Here is a 14,998-nt window from a genome sequence, read left to right on the forward strand (position 1 = left end):
TGGGCTGCCTCTAGAGTTCGCGCAAGGCGCGGGCGGGTTTCGCATTCAGCAATGGTAGCGACCCGCCCAGCGCAAAGGCGAGCACCAGCAGCAGGCCCAGGCCGAGCACAGAAAGAACCTCAGACCAGTTGGGCAGCCAGTCGAATTCGAACAGCTGGGTGATTACGAACCATGCGAGCGCAGAGCCAAGCGCAAGCGCCACCACTGCCAACAGCAGCGCAAGCAAGCCGTATTCAGCCAGCTGCATACCCAGCACCTGCCGCCGGCTTGCGCCCAGCACACGCAGCACCACCGTGTCATAGGTGCGCGAGGCACGCGCGGCCGCTATCGCGCCCATCAGCACCGCCAACCCCGCCAGCACTGCTACAGAGGCCGCCGCCAGCGTTGCCGCGCCGACCTGCTCCAGAATGGCGCGCGCCTCGACCAGCACCTGGCCGATCTCGATCACCGAGCTTGAGGGGAAGCGCGCCACCATCTGGCGCAGCAATTCGCCCGATCGGCCGTCATCAGCGAGATCGATGGTCGCGGCCAGATTATGCGGCGCATCGGAAATCGCATTGCTGGAAAACACCAGCACATAGTTGAACCCCATGCTTTCCCAGTCGATCACGCGCAGGTTCGCCACGCGCACATCGCGCTCGATCCCGAGCACGCCGATAGTAAGGTAATCGCCGATTTCCAGGTCGATCGCACGGGCGAATTCCGCGTCCACCGATACCAGTGGCTCGCCGCTATAGCCTTCGTCCCACCATTCCCCCTCGACCAGCGAGTTTCCGGGCGGCAGTGTGTCGGTATAGGTCAGCCCGCGTTCGCCGCGCAGTGCCCATGCGCCATCGGGGATCTCCTCCAGATCCGCCACGCGCACCATGGCACCGCTGGTGCCAAAGGCGAGCACCGATCCGCGCAGCGTAGGCACGGTGCGTATTTCGGCTGCGGGATCAAGTTCAGTCACCAGCTCGCGGAAATCGCCTTCGCCGTCACGCGGGATGTCGAGCACGAAATAGTCGGGTGCCTCGCGCGGCACGCGGCTTTCGATATTGCCGTCGATCGCGCTTTGGATCGCGGCCAGCAGGACAAAGGCGGCGAGGCCAAAGCCGAGCGCAGTCACCAGCGCGCCGGTGGGCGCACCGGGCCGGTGCAAATTGGCAATCGCCGCGCGCAGCAGCGGGTTGTTTGTGCGCGGGGCGCGCCTTGCGGCAAAGCGGATCGCCAAGCCGATCAGCGCCAGCGCAATCAGCGCGCCGCCCGCACCGATCAGGAACCCGCCCGAAAGCATGGGCTGTGAGGTTGTGAGCAGGGCAAGCGCGCAGATCGCCGCAATCCCCGCCGCGGTCCAGGCGAGCGCGCGCCAGTCACGCGCCAAGGGCGATACACGGGCCCGCATCAGCGCCATCGCCGGGAATGCGCGCGCGCGCAGCAGCGGTGCGGCAGCAAAGGCGAAGGCAACCAGCAGGCCGTAAGCCCCGGCCAGCAGCAGCGGGGCAGGCTCGATCACGAAGCCGCTTTCCACCGGCAGCAGGTCTTGCAGCGCCAGGCCCAGCAGCGGAGTGACCAGGACGCCGGTGGCGATGCCCGCCGCGCTCCCCGCCAGCGTCGCCGCGCCGATCTGCATCCCGTAAATTCGCACGATATCCGTGCCTGATGCGCCCAGCACCTTGAGCGTGGCAATCGAATTGCGCCGCGCGTCGAGGTAACTCGCCACCCCGCCGCCGATGCCGATCCCGGCAATCACCAGCGCGGCCAGGCCCACCAGAGTCAGGAAATCGCTCATATTGCTGACAAAGCGATCCGCACCGGGCGATGCGCGGTCACGATCACGGAAGTCGAAGCCGGCATTGGGGAAGCGCGCTTCAATCGCTCCGCGCACGGTATCGGGGTCTTGACCGCTATCGAAAGCTATCCGGTACTTGCTCTCATAGAGCGTGCCGGGCGCGATCAGGCCGGCGCGGTAGGGAAAATCATCGGCCACGATCACCGTCGGGCCAAGCTGGAAGCCTTCGGACAGGCGATCAGGCTCGTTGGCGATCACGCCTGCCGCTGTCAGATCGGCCGTGCCGACGCGGAAGCTGTCGCCCACTTCGATACCGAGCCGGTCGAGCGCGCCCTGGCCAAGCCAGGCCTGGCCATCCGCAGGCGCGCCAACGCTGCGGCCATCCTTGAGCGTCAGCGTGCCGAAAAGCGGCCATTTGTCATCGACGGCTTTCAGTTCCACCGGTGCGGCGGCGGCGGGCGTGCTTGCCATGGCCTGCATCCGCGTGCCGCCGGAGATCGCGCCGTATTCCGACAGCGCCGCTTTCTCCTCATCGGAAAGGTCGCGCTGCCACACTTCGATCTCGAGATCGCCGCCGAGCAGTTCCTGCCCGCGATTGGCCAGTTCTCGCTCGATGGAGGAGGTCAGCGTGCCAATCGCAGCCAGGGCTGCCGTGCCCAGGAATATGCACACCAGCAGCAGGCGCAGCCCCTTGAAGCGCGCATTGAGATCGCGCCGGGCGATGCGCCAGGCCATGCCCCAGGAAAGAGCTGTGCTCATGCGGCGGCGCAGGCGGAAGCGGTGTCGGACACGATCACCCCGTCAGCCATGGTCACCACCCGTTCGCAGCGTTCGGCCAAAGCGCGGTCATGCGTGATCATCAGCAAGGTCGCGCCTGTCTCTGCACGGCGGTCGAGCAGCAGCTCGATAATGTCGTGCCCGGTTGACGCATCGAGATTGCCGGTCGGCTCGTCGGCAAAGATCAGCTCGGGCCGCGGCGCGATTGCGCGGGCAATTGCCACGCGCTGCTGTTCGCCGCCCGAAAGCTGGGTGGGGTAATGATCGAGCCGGTGGCCCAGGCCAACCGCCTTGAGTTCGGCAACCGCCCGCTCGCGCGCGTCAGAGACACCGGCCAGCTCCATCGGCGTGGCGACATTTTCCGCCGCAGTCATGGTCGGCAGCAGGTGGAAAGCCTGCAGCACGATGCCGATGCGGCCGCGCCGCGCCTGCGCCAGCTCGTCCTCGTTCATGGCGGTGAAATCGGCGCCAGCCACCATCAACGCGCCGCTGCTGGCACGCTCAAGCCCTGACAGCACCGCCATCAGCGAGCTTTTGCCAGAACCGGACGCGCCGAGCAGCGCGACCACTTCGCCAGACGCGAGATCAAGATCGATCCCACGCAGGATCTCGACCGGCGCAGCATTGCTGCCCAGCGTGAGGGTGAGGTTACGGGCGGAAATTGCAGGAGAGGGGCTTGTCACGGGTTCGCATTCGCATAGGGCTGGGGGCCGCACAAGGAGACTTGCAGATGGCAAAAGGCGTTTGGTCGATCATTCTTGCACTTATGCTTGCGGCCTGCGGATCGGAAGCGCCCGCCGATACGGTGGCGGAAGCTGGTTCGGATACCAATGCGGCAGAGGTGGCGACGGTTCCCGTAATGGGGCCCGAGCGGACAATTCTCGCCTTTGGTGACAGCCTGTTCGCCGGATACGGCGTGGGCAAGGAGAACAGCTATCCCGCGAAGCTGGCAGCCGCGCTGCGCGCGCGCGGAGTGAATGCGAAAGTCGCCAATGCGGGAATTTCAGGCGATACCAGCGCTGCCGGATTGCAGCGCCTCAAATTCACGCTCGACGCGCAGGAAGAAAAGCCCGATCTTTTCATCCTCGAACTGGGCGGAAACGATTTGCTGCGCGGCATTTCGCCCGATCAGACACGCAGCAATCTTGCCGCAATGCTGGGTGAGCTGAAGGCACGGGAGATCCCGGTATTGATCATGGGGATGCGCGCGCCGCCCAATTACGGGCCTGAGTATCAGGCGCAGTTCGACGCTCTTTATGCCGATCTGGCGCGCGAATATGGCACGGCACTGATCCCATTCTGGCTCGAGGCGATCTATCAGGATCCCTCGCTGTTCCAGGATGACCGGATCCACCCGACCGAAGCGGGGCTGGAGGAACTGGTCGCAGCAACGGTGGACCAGGTCGAGGCTGCGCTGCCGGAGGATTGAGCTCGCTCACTTGTCATTGCGAGGAGCCGCGCTGGCGGCGACGCGGCAATCCATTGTCCAGACAATCGCTAGGTCGCAACGGCAGAAACTGGATTGCCTCGCTTCGCTCGCAATGACGAGTATCTAGACCCGAGCTACCGTCCCCGCGCTTACCCGCCACACTGCCGCTTCCTCCAGGATATCCTGAAACGGTGCAGGCTCGGTGCCGGTAAGCCACACTTGCGCACGGCCTTGCTTGAGGCGCTGGAACAGCGTCGCGCGGCGGACAGGATCGAGATGCGCCGCGACTTCATCCAACAGCAGCACACCGGGGCGCCCCTCTGCCGCAAGTGCGGCATGGGCAAGGGTAAGCGCGATCAGCATCGCCTTTTGTTCGCCGGTTGAACAGGATGCAGCAGGCTGGCCGCTACCCGACATGACCACGTCCAGCTCGTCGCGGTGCGGGCCGGTGAGCGTGCGCCCGGCGGCGCGATCCCGGCTGCGCTGCCGGGCCAGCTCGGCACGCAATTCCTCGCGCCCGGTCGGCCCGCCGGGAAGATAGGTAAGGATCGGCTTGGCAAAGGGCGCATCGGGCAGAGCGGTCAGCTCGTCCGCCAGCGTGGAGACCAGCGCCATGCGCCCTGCAGCCACCGCCGCACCGTGCTCCGCCACCTGCGCTTCGATCGCGTCGAGCCAGGTGGCATCGCGGCTTTCCTCGATCAGCTTGTTGCGCTCGCGCAGAGCGGCCTCGAAGCGCGAGGCATGGCGGGCGTGCGCAGGATCAACCGCCAGGGCCAGCCGGTCGAGATAGCGCCGCCTTGCGCCCGCGCTGTCCATGAACAGCCCGTCCATCGCCGGGGTTAGCCAGCCGATCGCCAGCCATTCGCTTAAGGATTGCGCGCTTGCTTCTGCACCATTGACGCGGACAAGCCGCCTGCCGGGCCGCTCATGCTCGACGAATGTGCCGATGCGCGCGCTTTCATGGTCCTGTTCGATCAGGCTGGCGCCAATCTGGAATGCGCCGCCGCCTTCCGGGCCGGGCAGGTCCGCCAGATTCGCGCGGCGCAATCCGCGCCCGGGTGCCAGCAGCGACAACGCCTCGAGGATATTGGTCTTGCCCGCGCCGTTTTCGCCCACCAGCAGGTTAAGCTGGCGCGTTCCGCGCAGATCGGTCTGGCGGTGGTTGCGGAAGTGGGAAAGGGCGATGCGGTCAAGCGTCATAGGCAATTGCGGCGCTTAGCATTTCGCGCCGGTTTGGCCACGCCTGGCCTCACCGAAATCACCGATCCTGAAATATGGTGAAAAATACCAAACTTTCGGATTGATGAATGGGCGGTTCATGAGGGGAAGCTCACGAAATCGCAGAATTCCGCCATTTTTTGAATTTGGCACGCCTCCTGCAAAGTATCTGGCATCAAGCGAAATGGTTCGCTGGAACATTACAAACTGGAGTAAAATCGATGTTTTTCAATTCTGACACTTCGAACAAACTGTTCGCCGCCATCTGTTCACTGGTCATTTCGGCTGCCGTGATGGCTGCCACGATCATCCCCGCCAGCCCTGCCGGCCTGCTTGCCTGATCAATCGGGCATCACTTTTCATTCCAAGGAGTAACCCCATGTTTCCCCGTTCAGATATCGGCAATCGCATCTTCGCCGCTGTCATGTCGTTCGCCTTCACTACCGTTATCATGGCGACGCTGATCGATTATGCCACCCCGATGACAGGAGTTGTCGCATGAGCAAGCTCGACCACAAACCAGTAGTGAGCACGCCGAACGGCGGCTTCCACCTCGACAAGGCCGATGGCAAGATCTTCGGCGTTTGCGCCGGGATCGGCAATTATTTCGGGATCGACCCGTTGGTCGTCCGCCTCGGCTTTGCGCTGGGTACGCTGATCGGCTTCGGCAGCTTCATCCTGATCTACCTGGCGATCGCGCTGATCGCAGATTGAAGGAGCGGCGACTTTAAGCTGACCCGGTTTTCAGGGCAGCCGCGCCTTTCACAGACTTATGGAAAACCGGGAGGGGCCAGCTTGGCCCCTCTTTCGTTTCAGCGACGCATCAAGTCGCTTACATCAAGTCGCTTACATCGCCGAAATACCGCCATCGAGCTTGATTTCGGCCCCGGTCATAAAGCGGCTTTCGTCGCTGGCGAGATAAACCACAGCATTGGCGATGTCATTGGGCTCGCCCACGAATTTGAGCGGAATCTGCCGCGCCAGCTTTTCCAGCAGCACACCCTTGTCGAGATTGTGGTGCCGCGCGGTGCCATCAAGGATCGGCGTGTCGACAAAGGTCGGGTGCACCGAATTGCAACGGATCTGCATGTTGTTCTTGGCGCAATGCAGCGCGATCGATTTCGACAGCATCCACACTGCTGCCTTGGAGGAATTATAGGCCGGCATGGTGTCACTGGCGATCAGGCCCGCGATCGAACTGATGTTGATGATCGAACCTGGCGCGTGTTCGCGCATCAATGGCAAGGCCGCCTGGCAGCCGTGAAAGATCGAATCGACATTGACCGAAAAGCAGCGCTTCCAGTCTTCGAACTTGCAGGTTTCGATATTGCCACCCACACCGATTCCGGCGTTGTTGACCAGCACGTTGAGCCCGCCAATATGTTCGCGTGCGGCATCGACGGCGGTGTCCCACTGCGCGCGGTCGGTTACGTCATGCTGGATGGCAAAGGCTGTGCCTGCGCCAAGGTCGGCGTTGATCGCATCGGCGGTTTCCTGCGCACCCGCCCAGTTGATGTCGGTCAGCAGCACGCGCGCGCCTTCTTCCGCCAGCCGCCGCGAATGCGCTGCGCCCAGCCCCTGTGCCGCGCCCGTTACCAAAGCGAGCTTGCCCGCACATCTTCCTGCCATAAGTCTCAATCCTCTCCGATAAATCCTGCCGCCAACTGCCCACCCATTAAGAACAGGGCTATGCGCACGTCGACACCGTGGCCCTTCGCGCGCCAATCCGCAACGAATTGCGGCAGCTCGCACAATTTTACGCGGTGTACGGTGATATCCTCGCTGGCGGTGCCGCCACCTTCGCCGACCTTGGTCAGGCCATGCGCCCGCAGCAGGGTGAAGCTTTCGGACACCATGCCGGGCGAGGAATAGAATTCCCCCAGGTTTTCCATCCGGGCGGCGCGATAGCCGGTTTCTTCCTCCAGCTCGCGCATTGCGGCATCTTTTGCCGCCTCGCCCGCCTTGCCTTCATCATCGCCGATCAACCCGGCAGGAATTTCAAGGCAGATCCGGCCCAGCGGCACGCGATATTGCTCCACCAGTATGACATGGCCGTCATCGTCGATCGCGATGATCGCGGCGGCACGGATGCCGCGCGCGCGGGCAACATATTCCCACCGCCCGCGGGTCTTGGCGGTGATGAATCTGCCCTGCCATTCGATGTTTTCGGGCTTGTTCGCGTCAGGATCGCTCATGGATGGAGCGTTTAGACTTCGATCAGGCGGTCAGGCAACTCGTTGCGGTCATTTGCGCCGGACGGGAAATGTTCGGCCAGCACCCTGGCCACATCGCGCACGCCCGCAGCCATTCCTTCGGCGATGCTGCCCTGGCCGATATCCTTCAGCATGTCGGCCATCGCCTCGCCCCACACCTCGGCAGGAACTTTGGCCGCGATCGGTTCATCTGCCACGATCTCCGCGCGGTGTTCGCGCATGGAGAGATAGATCAGCACTCCGGTGCGGCCATGCGTGCGCCGCTCTGCGCCGACCTTGAAGTGCCTGATCGCGGCCTCATGCGCACGGGCGGTTTTGAGCGGGGAGGGGATCAACGCGAATTTGAGCGGATCCCATAATTGCACCGCCCACATCGCGGCAAAGGCGATCAGGCCAAGTGCAATGGTCATGCTGGCCAGTTCGCCTGTGGTCCATTCGTGCATCCAGCCGCCGATTAACGCGTCCCACAGATCCATGAAGTGCAGGGGAAAGAGTGCAAACAGGCTCATAGCGGTAAAGCTGGCGACTGCGGCCCACAGCAGCGCGACGTCGCTGTAACCGTCAGACCTGTCGGCCAGGACGGTCACGATTTCGCCGCTGGTGGTCAACTCTGCCGCGCCAACCGCGTCAGACACGATCTTGTGTTGCTCTGGTGTCAGATAGCGTCCCATCTACCAACCCCCCGAGGCGCCGCCGCCCCCGAAACTGCCGCCGCCGCCGGAAAAGCCGCCGCCGCCGCCGAAACCGCCGCCGCCGCCCCAGCCATCGCCATCGGAAAGCGCCCCGCGCACGATCGCGCTGCCCACTTCCCACAGGATGATGTCACCCACCGTGTCGCTCACGCCGCGATAGCGCCGCTTGCGCCGCCGCCCGCGCAGCATCGGAAGGATGAAGAAGAAGAAAATGATCGCAAACCAGATCAGTGCGCCGACCGGGAAGCCGCTGTCGCGCTCGCGCGCCTGGCCCGCTTCGGCGGCAATCTGGCGTGCCTCGTCCTCGGGCAATTGCAGCTGCTGGATGATTGCATCAGCGCCTGCCACGATCCCGCCGGGCATGTCGCCCTCGCGGAAACGCGGCAGCACCGCATTCTGGATGATCAGCGCGGACAGCGCATCGGTGAGATAGCCTTCGAGGCCATAGCCCACTTCGATCCGCACCTTGCGTTCATTGGGGGCGACGATCAGCAGCGCGCCGTCGTTACGCTCCGCATCGCCGATGCCCCAGGCGCGCCCAAGCTGATAGCCATAGTCGGAAATGTCATAGCCCTGCAGATCGGGCACGGTGGCGACGACAAGCTGGCGCTGCGATTGTGCTTCGAGCGCTTCCAGCTTCTGGACCAGTTCGGCCTCGACCTGCTCAGGAATGATATCAGCAGCGTCGACCACGCGCCCCGACAGCGCCGGAAATTCCGGCTGCGCTGCCAAGGGAGACGCGATCAGCGCCGCTAGAGTTGCGGCGAGAGCAATGATCGAGCGAAGCACCGGCGCTTAGTTCGAAGTCAGGTCAAGCTCGGGCGCGACCTCAGCACCTTCGCTCACAGCCTCATATGGCACCAGCGGCTCGGCCCCGTGGATCACCGTCGCGCCGATGATGTCGGGAAAGGTGCGGATGGTGGTGTTATACTGGCGCACCGCTTCATTATAGTCGCGAATGGCCACCGCAATGCGGTTTTCCGTGCCTTCGAGCTGGCTCTGCAGCGCAAGGAAATTCTGGTTTGACTGGATCGTGGGATAGGCTTCAAAGCTCGCCAGAAGCCGACCAAGACCCTGGCCCAGCTGTGCCTGAGCAGCCTGGAACTCGGCCATTTTTTCGGCATCGCCCAGATCGTTGGCATCGATATTGATGCTGGTGGCGCGCGCACGCGCTTCGGTCACTTCGGTCAGGATACCGCGCTCATTCTCAGCCGCGCCTTGCGCCACTTCGGCAAGGTTGGGGATGAGGTTGGCGCGGCGCTGGAACTGCGCCTCGACATCGGCCCATTTGGCCTTGGCATTTTCTTCAGCGGTAGGGACCGAGTTGATGCCGCAGGACGCAAGCCCCAGCGAAGCGGCCGCAACCAGCACCAAGCGGCGAAATGAAGTGAAATTCATCGAAAACCCTCTCTGAAAAGGCCCAAGGGAGTGGGCCTGACATACCTGTATTGCAGATATAGAGCACCCCCGATCAATTTCAATGTGTGGAAAATCGAGCGAGCTGCGGACTTGGCAAGCACCTGGCACAGTGCAAGATTGCCCAGCACCAAGGGATCAGAGGAGGACAGGATGCTGTCGGAATTCAAGGAATTCATTGCCAAGGGCAATGTGCTGGAACTGGCCGTGGCGGTCATCATCGCCGGGGCCTTTGCGGTGATCGTGGCATCGATGACGTCAGACGTGATCATGCCGATTGTCGGCGCGGTGTTCGGCAATGTCGATTTCAGCGACAAGTATCTGGTCCTGAGCGGTGAAGTGGAGGTGGGCATGACCCTTGCGGCGGCGCGCGAAGCGGGCGCCAATGTGCTGGCTTGGGGCGCCTTCGTCACCTCGATCATCAACTTCCTGATCCTGGCGCTCATAATCTTCCTGCTGGTGCGTTATACCAACAAGGTGAAGGAGCGTTTCGAAAAGAAGGAAGAACCCGCAGCCGAAGAACCCGCTGGCCCATCGGAGATCGACCTGCTGATCGAGATCAGGGACGCGCTGAAGAAGTAGATTTCCCTTCGTCATTGCGAGCGGAGCGAAGCAATCCAGTGTGCAACTTTCTGGATTGCCGCGTCGCCTGCGGCTCCTCGCAATGACGATACACTTTAAGTTCAGCATTTTCTCGCTATATAGGGCGTGTCGGGCAACCGACTATGGCGATAAATTGCGGCGTGCAATAGGCACAACGGACCCGGGGGCAGTACCCGGCGGCTCCACCACAAAACCCGGCAATTTCCGGGGCTTATGACGGGGCCGAACCAGGATCGACGTGTGTTGAAAGACGTTGTTTTTGCCCGGGCTGAGTACCCCGTAAAACTGTTCAAAACACACAAGTGCCAACGATAACGAAGCACTCGCTATTGCTGCGTAATGTGACGGCCTAACGGCCTGAATTTACAAAGCTAAAGCGCGGTTGGACCGACCGGGCAACAGAACGGATACCGGGCGTCCGGAGGGAACGTAGCAACAGAATCCCTCCACCCATTTTGCCGTCAGGCGGCAGCGCGATACTCGCCTCAGTCAAGCAGCCAATTGTAAACACTTGCTATTGCCCAGGCCGCAACGCCCGCAATGACTGACCAGGCTATCAGGCCATAGAAGAATCCGCCCCAGTTCAACTGCCAGGCCATTTGGCCGAAATCGGCATGAACCATGTGCCCGCTCATCTGCATCATCGGCATCGGCATCGCCGCTACAAACGCGCTGCAGATAACCCAGAACACAGCAAAGACGAGCAATGTCGCGAGGCCAAATTTGTTTGAGTCGATTTTCATGATCGTTCTCCTATCCAATGCGGACCGTATATCACAGTTGCATAGGGCCGAGTCTGATTGCTTTGATATCGGCGCAAAGTCAGGAGAATGCAGGTAATGACGCGAAGGGCGCGTTTTCGCAGGCTACCTGCCCATTAATCCTGGGCGTTTGCCTCGCGCTCGCGCTTTTCCTGCTCATAGCGGATTGCGTCGAGGATCTTTGCGCCGCCCAGGAACACCGCGCCTGCGGTGGCTGCGAACAGCAGATAGCCGCCAACACCGGGATATTGCACTGTGTAGTGCGCGCCGCGGGTCATTGCGCCCAAGGCCAGGGCATAGATGATCAGATACGCTTCCCAGCGCGTCTTGATCACGAACAGCCGACCGATCTTGCGCAGCATGTTTGCCCTTTCGCCATTTCGCCGCACAGGGTGCGACTGGTTAACAAAAGGTTATCCTATGGATTACCAGTGCGCTGTCCAGTGCGTTAACCTAGTTCGGTGAGTTCCAGCGCTTCGAGTAGGGCAAAACGTGCCGATGTGACACTGTTCTTCAGCGTTTCGCTACCGAGATCGGCCGGATCGACCTGCTCAGGCCAGTTCGCGGCGATAACCGACTCGATTCGGGCGGCCTTGGCCTCATCAAGCAGGAAGCGCGGATCGATCGCGGACGGATCGGCCACCACACGCAGCCGCAGGCAGGCGGGCCCACCACCATTGGCCATCGACTGGCGCACGTCGACCGGTATCACCTGCCGGATCGGGCCGTTTGATGCCATCATCGCCTCGCACCAGCGCCAGACGCTGGGCGAATCGCGGCATTCCTCAGGCACGATCAGCGCCATCCCGCCTTCGGGCAGGGTGACGAGCTGCGCATTGAACAGGTATGTCTTGATCGCTTCGGCCAGGCTCACCGCGCTGTCCGGCACTTCGACTACCTGGAGCGCAGGGAAGGCTTTGCGCATCGCATCATAGGCGCCCTGCCGGTCGGCAAAGGCGAGTTCATGCGCGAAGATCACATTCTCATTGGCCACCGCGACCACATCATTGTGGAACGCGCCGGCCTCGATCGCTGCCGGGTTCTGTTCCACAAACACGGTGCGTGCCGGATCAAGCCGATGCAGGCGGGCGACTGCGCGGCTGGCCTCGATATGCTGGCGGGCGGGAAATCTGCCGCCGCGTTCGCCATAGACGAACACCTCGACCCCTGCTTCGCCATGCCCGGCGCACAGCCGCATGTGGTTGGCCGCGCCCTCGTCGCCGAAACTGGGCGGCACCGCATCATGCACGGTGAAATACTCGCGATTGCTAAAAGCGATATCGAGCTGCCGCTTGGTGTCGGGCCATTCCTGTGCCCGGTGGACCATGGTGACGAGGTTCGCCGGGGTAAAGTGGCACTTGCCGTCGGCGGTGTCGGGCGCGGGGCTGACGGTCGCGGCATTGGCGGTCCACATCGAGGAGGCTGACCAGGCGGCGGCGAGCAGCGCGCGTTCGGCGCTCTCGTCCACCGCCAGCGCGCGCAGCAAGGCGTCATTGGGGCGGGGCAGGGGCAGCAGGAAGCCCTGCACGCCCAATCGCGCCAGATTGCCGCGCATCTTGGCTATGCCCTGCAAGGCAGCGGCGCGCGGATAGCTGGAATCCCCCTTGTGGCTGGCGCTGGCGATATTTCCCAGACTGAGGCCCGCATAATTGTGCGAAGGGCCCACGATCCCGTCAAAATTGATTTCAGTGAGCCGCATTCAAAAATACCTTTGATCGTCATTGCGAGGAGCCCGGAGTGCGACGCGGCAATCCATGAAGTGAGGTCGCGTCAGGTCGCTAACTTTGGCCATGGATTGCTTCGCCTGCGGCTCGTAATGACGAATTCCAATCATCGGACCACGCTCCACACCGTGTCGCCGCGCTTTACATCAAGTGCATCGGCAGCTGAGGAATCGATCGAAATCGTGCCATCCTTCTTGATCTTGCGCGCGCCGTAGCAAGCGCGAAAGCTGCTGAGCCTTCCAGTGGCCAGGATCGCGCGTTCGCCCTGATCCAGATTGACGTCGGAAACCTGGTGCGCTTGCGCTTCCTTGACGCTTTTCACTTCGTCAGTCCGCGCTGTCATGGTGGGCCCGCCATCGAAAATGTCGACATATTGCTCGTAGCGGAATCCCTCGTTCTCGAGCATGCGCATTGCGGCGCGACCGGTAGGGTGGGGCACGCCGATCACGCTGCGGGCATCGTCGTTAAGCATGGCGATATAAACCGGGTGCTTGGGCATCAGATCGGCAATGAACTGGTTGCCGTTGATGGCATTGAAATAGTCTGCTTCCTGGAAGTTCATCCCGAAAAAGCGGCCCGCAACCCCGTCCCAGAAGGGCGATCCGCCGCGCTCGTCGATGATCCCGCGCAGCTCGGCCAGCACACGGTCGGCAAAGCGGCGGCGATGCATGGCGATGAACAGATAGCGGCTGCGTGCGAGCAGCAGGCCCAGTCCGCCAGCGCGCTCATTTGGGTGCAGGAACAGTCCGCCGACTTCGCTCGATCCTTCAAGATCGGTGACCAGGCTCAGCAGTTCGGCGCGCACCGTGCGGTCAAGTTCCTGCGAATATTGGGTCAGCGTGTTGAGGCGATAGGAATAGAACGGCCAACGCTGGCCAACATTGGTCATCAATTGGCAGGTGCCGCGAATGGTGCCCGTCTCGGCATTCTCCAGTACCAGCACGAATTGCTCGTCAGCCAGTTCATCGCTGTCATTGGCGAAGCCCTCGCTGGCGCGCGCCAGCTTGGCGGCCAGCGCAGAGCGATCGGGCGGCAAATTGGTAAAGCCGCCGCCGGTTAGCTTGGCCATTTCATACAGCGGTTCAAGATCGTCAGCGCGCGCGGCGCGCAGGCGGAAGGTCAATAGAGTTCTCCATTGGCAATGCGGGTGATGACTAGAGCGGAAAGTGCGGCACGTTCGGCCAGGCTGGGCACGATCAGGAATTCCTGCGGCGAATGGATCGCGCCCCCGCGCACGCCCATCGTATCGACCACGGGCACGCCGCAGGCGGCGATATTGTTGCCGTCGCACACGCCGCCGGTAGATTGCCAGCGGATGTCCTGGCCCAGCTCGGCGCCGCATGCCTTGACCAGATCGAACAGCGCTTGCGCGCGCGCGTCAACTCTCTTGGGCGGACGGGTAACGCCGCCATGGCGGTGGACGCCAACTTCGTGCTTGCGCTCGATCGCGTGCAGGACTTCGGCGAGATCGCGCTCGAACGCTTCCATCGCCGCGGTCGATTTGGGGCGGATGTTGAAGCGCAGCACTGCGTTATCGGGCACGACATTGTTCGCCGCGCCGCCTTCCAGCTTGGCCGGGTTCACGGTCAGGTCAGCATGTTCCATCGCCTTCAGCCGCAAGATCAGATCCGCCGCCGCTACGATCGCATTGCGGCCCTCATGCGGGTTGCGCCCGGCATGTGCACTTTTGCCGGTGAAGCTTATCGAATAATTCCCCGTGCCGCCGCGCTCATGCGCCAGGGTACCGTCAGGCAAGGCCGAGGGTTCATAAGTCAGCGCGGCTAGCTTCCCCTGCGCCAGTTCGGCGATCAAACCAGCGCTCGCCAGCGAGCCGGTTTCCTCGTCAGAATTGATCATCACGTCATAGCCGAGCGAGCCGATCGCGCCCGTTGCCTCGACCGCCTTCAGCGCGTGGAGGATTACCGCGATCCCGCCCTTCATATCGGCCACGCCGGGGCCGTTTAGCGTGTCATCGCTGAGCCATTGCTGCTGCTGGAACGGGTGGTCCGCCGGAAACACGGTGTCCATGTGTCCAGTGAACAGCAGGCGGCGATTGGCCTGGGGGCGCACCCGCAGCACCATGTGCCGCCCATGCGGCTTTGCGAACTCGCGGCCCGTGCTGTCGATCGCGGTAACCGGCGCCGGATCGACCAGCTCGATTTCGCCCGGCAATGCGGAAAAGGCATCCACCAGCGCTTCGGCCTGCCTTGCCAGCCCTTCCAGATTGGCGGTGCCGGTGTTGATCGCGCCCCATTCCTGCACCTGCCCGAGCATGGCAGTGCCATCGATCCGCTCGGCCAGGGCGGCGGCGCTGGTGGTTGAGGTTTGTTGCATCTGTTACCGCTCTAGCGGCGCGGCGGGCCAAGGCCAAGATGCCACTGCGCAAACTCCTGT

18 protein-coding genes and 1 other RNA gene are annotated in these 14,998 nt (G+C 62.6%); 6 read left to right on the top strand and 13 right to left on the bottom strand.

Going from position 1 to position 14,998, the window contains the following annotated elements; all coding sequences use genetic code 11:
• Positions 1–10: 10 nt before the first annotated feature.
• Both ACX3VQ_RS11885 and ACX3VQ_RS11890 read right to left on the bottom strand, forming a co-directional pair.
• The gene (locus ACX3VQ_RS11885; protein ID WP_462581284.1) at positions 11–2,530 is read right to left on the bottom strand and encodes an ABC transporter permease; all 2,520 of its coding nucleotides are present in this window, start codon (positions 2,528–2,530) and stop codon (positions 11–13) included.
• On the bottom strand, positions 2,527–3,231 hold the full coding sequence (locus ACX3VQ_RS11890) for an ABC transporter ATP-binding protein (RefSeq protein ID WP_462581285.1): 705 nt from the start codon (positions 3,229–3,231) through the stop codon (positions 2,527–2,529). Before ACX3VQ_RS11890 ends, ACX3VQ_RS11885 begins: the two co-directional genes overlap by 4 nt.
• Before the next feature lie 47 nt (positions 3,232–3,278).
• Here ACX3VQ_RS11890 and ACX3VQ_RS11895 point away from each other — a divergent pair, with 47 nt between their 5' ends.
• Entirely contained in the window at positions 3,279–3,977 is a 699-nt protein-coding gene (locus tag ACX3VQ_RS11895; RefSeq protein WP_462581286.1) for an arylesterase, read from the top strand.
• A gap of 123 nt (positions 3,978–4,100) precedes the next feature.
• Here ACX3VQ_RS11895 and recF read toward each other — a convergent pair whose 3' ends face one another.
• Complete coding sequence (gene recF / locus ACX3VQ_RS11900; protein WP_462581287.1) at positions 4,101–5,177, bottom strand: DNA replication/repair protein RecF; 1,077 nt, start codon at positions 5,175–5,177, stop codon at positions 4,101–4,103.
• 239 nt (positions 5,178–5,416) lie between these two features.
• Between recF and ACX3VQ_RS11905 the strand changes: the two genes are divergently transcribed.
• The 3 genes from ACX3VQ_RS11905 to ACX3VQ_RS11915 are packed head-to-tail and all read left to right on the top strand — an operon-like array spanning position 5,417 to position 5,909.
• Positions 5,417–5,536 (top strand): recombination protein F, encoded by a 120-nt coding sequence (locus ACX3VQ_RS11905; RefSeq protein WP_462572462.1) that lies wholly within the window; start codon positions 5,417–5,419, stop codon positions 5,534–5,536.
• A gap of 38 nt (positions 5,537–5,574) precedes the next feature.
• Entirely contained in the window at positions 5,575–5,697 is a 123-nt protein-coding gene (locus ACX3VQ_RS11910; RefSeq protein ID WP_462581288.1) for a hypothetical protein, read from the top strand.
• On the top strand, positions 5,694–5,909 hold the full coding sequence (locus tag ACX3VQ_RS11915; RefSeq protein WP_462581289.1) for a PspC domain-containing protein: 216 nt from the start codon (positions 5,694–5,696) through the stop codon (positions 5,907–5,909). The genes ACX3VQ_RS11910 and ACX3VQ_RS11915 overlap by 4 nt, the downstream gene beginning before the upstream one ends.
• A gap of 132 nt (positions 5,910–6,041) precedes the next feature.
• Here the strand turns inward: ACX3VQ_RS11915 and ACX3VQ_RS11920 are convergent, their stop codons facing one another.
• Genes ACX3VQ_RS11920 through ACX3VQ_RS11940 form a run of 5 tightly spaced genes read right to left on the bottom strand, consistent with a single transcriptional unit; the run spans position 6,042 to position 9,498 of the window.
• Complete coding sequence (locus ACX3VQ_RS11920) at positions 6,042–6,824, bottom strand: SDR family oxidoreductase (protein WP_462581290.1); 783 nt, start codon at positions 6,822–6,824, stop codon at positions 6,042–6,044.
• A gap of 5 nt (positions 6,825–6,829) precedes the next feature.
• A complete protein-coding gene (locus tag ACX3VQ_RS11925; protein WP_462581291.1) occupies positions 6,830–7,390 on the bottom strand; it encodes an NUDIX hydrolase in 561 nt (186 codons plus the stop codon).
• Positions 7,391–7,401: 11 nt separating this feature from the next.
• Complete coding sequence (locus tag ACX3VQ_RS11930; RefSeq protein ID WP_462581292.1) at positions 7,402–8,079, bottom strand: TPM domain-containing protein; 678 nt, start codon at positions 8,077–8,079, stop codon at positions 7,402–7,404.
• A complete protein-coding gene (locus tag ACX3VQ_RS11935; protein ID WP_462581293.1) occupies positions 8,080–8,889 on the bottom strand; it encodes a TPM domain-containing protein in 810 nt (269 codons plus the stop codon). It lies immediately after the preceding gene.
• A gap of 6 nt (positions 8,890–8,895) precedes the next feature.
• Entirely contained in the window at positions 8,896–9,498 is a 603-nt protein-coding gene (locus ACX3VQ_RS11940) for a LemA family protein (RefSeq protein WP_462572454.1), read from the bottom strand.
• A gap of 171 nt (positions 9,499–9,669) precedes the next feature.
• On the opposite strand from ACX3VQ_RS11940, the gene mscL reads away from it, so the two are divergent.
• Complete coding sequence (mscL, locus tag ACX3VQ_RS11945; protein ID WP_462581294.1) at positions 9,670–10,098, top strand: large conductance mechanosensitive channel protein MscL; 429 nt, start codon at positions 9,670–9,672, stop codon at positions 10,096–10,098.
• Positions 10,099–10,188: 90 nt separating this feature from the next.
• Positions 10,189–10,532, top strand: a transfer-messenger RNA (tmRNA) gene (gene ssrA, locus ACX3VQ_RS11950).
• A 72-nt stretch (positions 10,533–10,604) separates the two neighbouring features.
• Here ssrA and ACX3VQ_RS11955 read toward each other — a convergent pair.
• The 5 genes from ACX3VQ_RS11955 to ACX3VQ_RS11975 all read right to left on the bottom strand — a co-directional run bounded on the left by ACX3VQ_RS11955 (position 10,605) and on the right by ACX3VQ_RS11975 (position 14,938).
• Positions 10,605–10,862, bottom strand: a complete 258-nt coding sequence (locus ACX3VQ_RS11955) for a DUF5676 family membrane protein (RefSeq protein WP_462572452.1) — start codon at positions 10,860–10,862, stop codon at positions 10,605–10,607.
• 134 nt (positions 10,863–10,996) lie between these two features.
• Positions 10,997–11,242 (bottom strand): hypothetical protein, encoded by a 246-nt coding sequence (locus ACX3VQ_RS11960; protein WP_462581295.1) that lies wholly within the window; start codon positions 11,240–11,242, stop codon positions 10,997–10,999.
• An 86-nt stretch (positions 11,243–11,328) separates the two neighbouring features.
• Positions 11,329–12,579 carry an N-succinylarginine dihydrolase gene (locus ACX3VQ_RS11965; RefSeq protein WP_462581296.1) on the bottom strand — a complete coding sequence of 417 codons (1,251 nt, stop codon included), beginning with the start codon at positions 12,577–12,579 and terminating at the stop codon, positions 11,329–11,331.
• Between the two features lie 131 nt (positions 12,580–12,710).
• Complete coding sequence (locus ACX3VQ_RS11970) at positions 12,711–13,727, bottom strand: arginine N-succinyltransferase (RefSeq protein WP_462581297.1); 1,017 nt, start codon at positions 13,725–13,727, stop codon at positions 12,711–12,713.
• The gene (locus tag ACX3VQ_RS11975; RefSeq protein ID WP_462581298.1) at positions 13,724–14,938 is read right to left on the bottom strand and encodes a hydrolase; all 1,215 of its coding nucleotides are present in this window, start codon (positions 14,936–14,938) and stop codon (positions 13,724–13,726) included. Before ACX3VQ_RS11975 ends, ACX3VQ_RS11970 begins: the two co-directional genes overlap by 4 nt.
• Positions 14,939–14,998: the final 60 nt, after the last annotated feature.

The sequence above is a fragment of the Altererythrobacter chaiwopuensis genome (genome assembly GCF_054957735.1).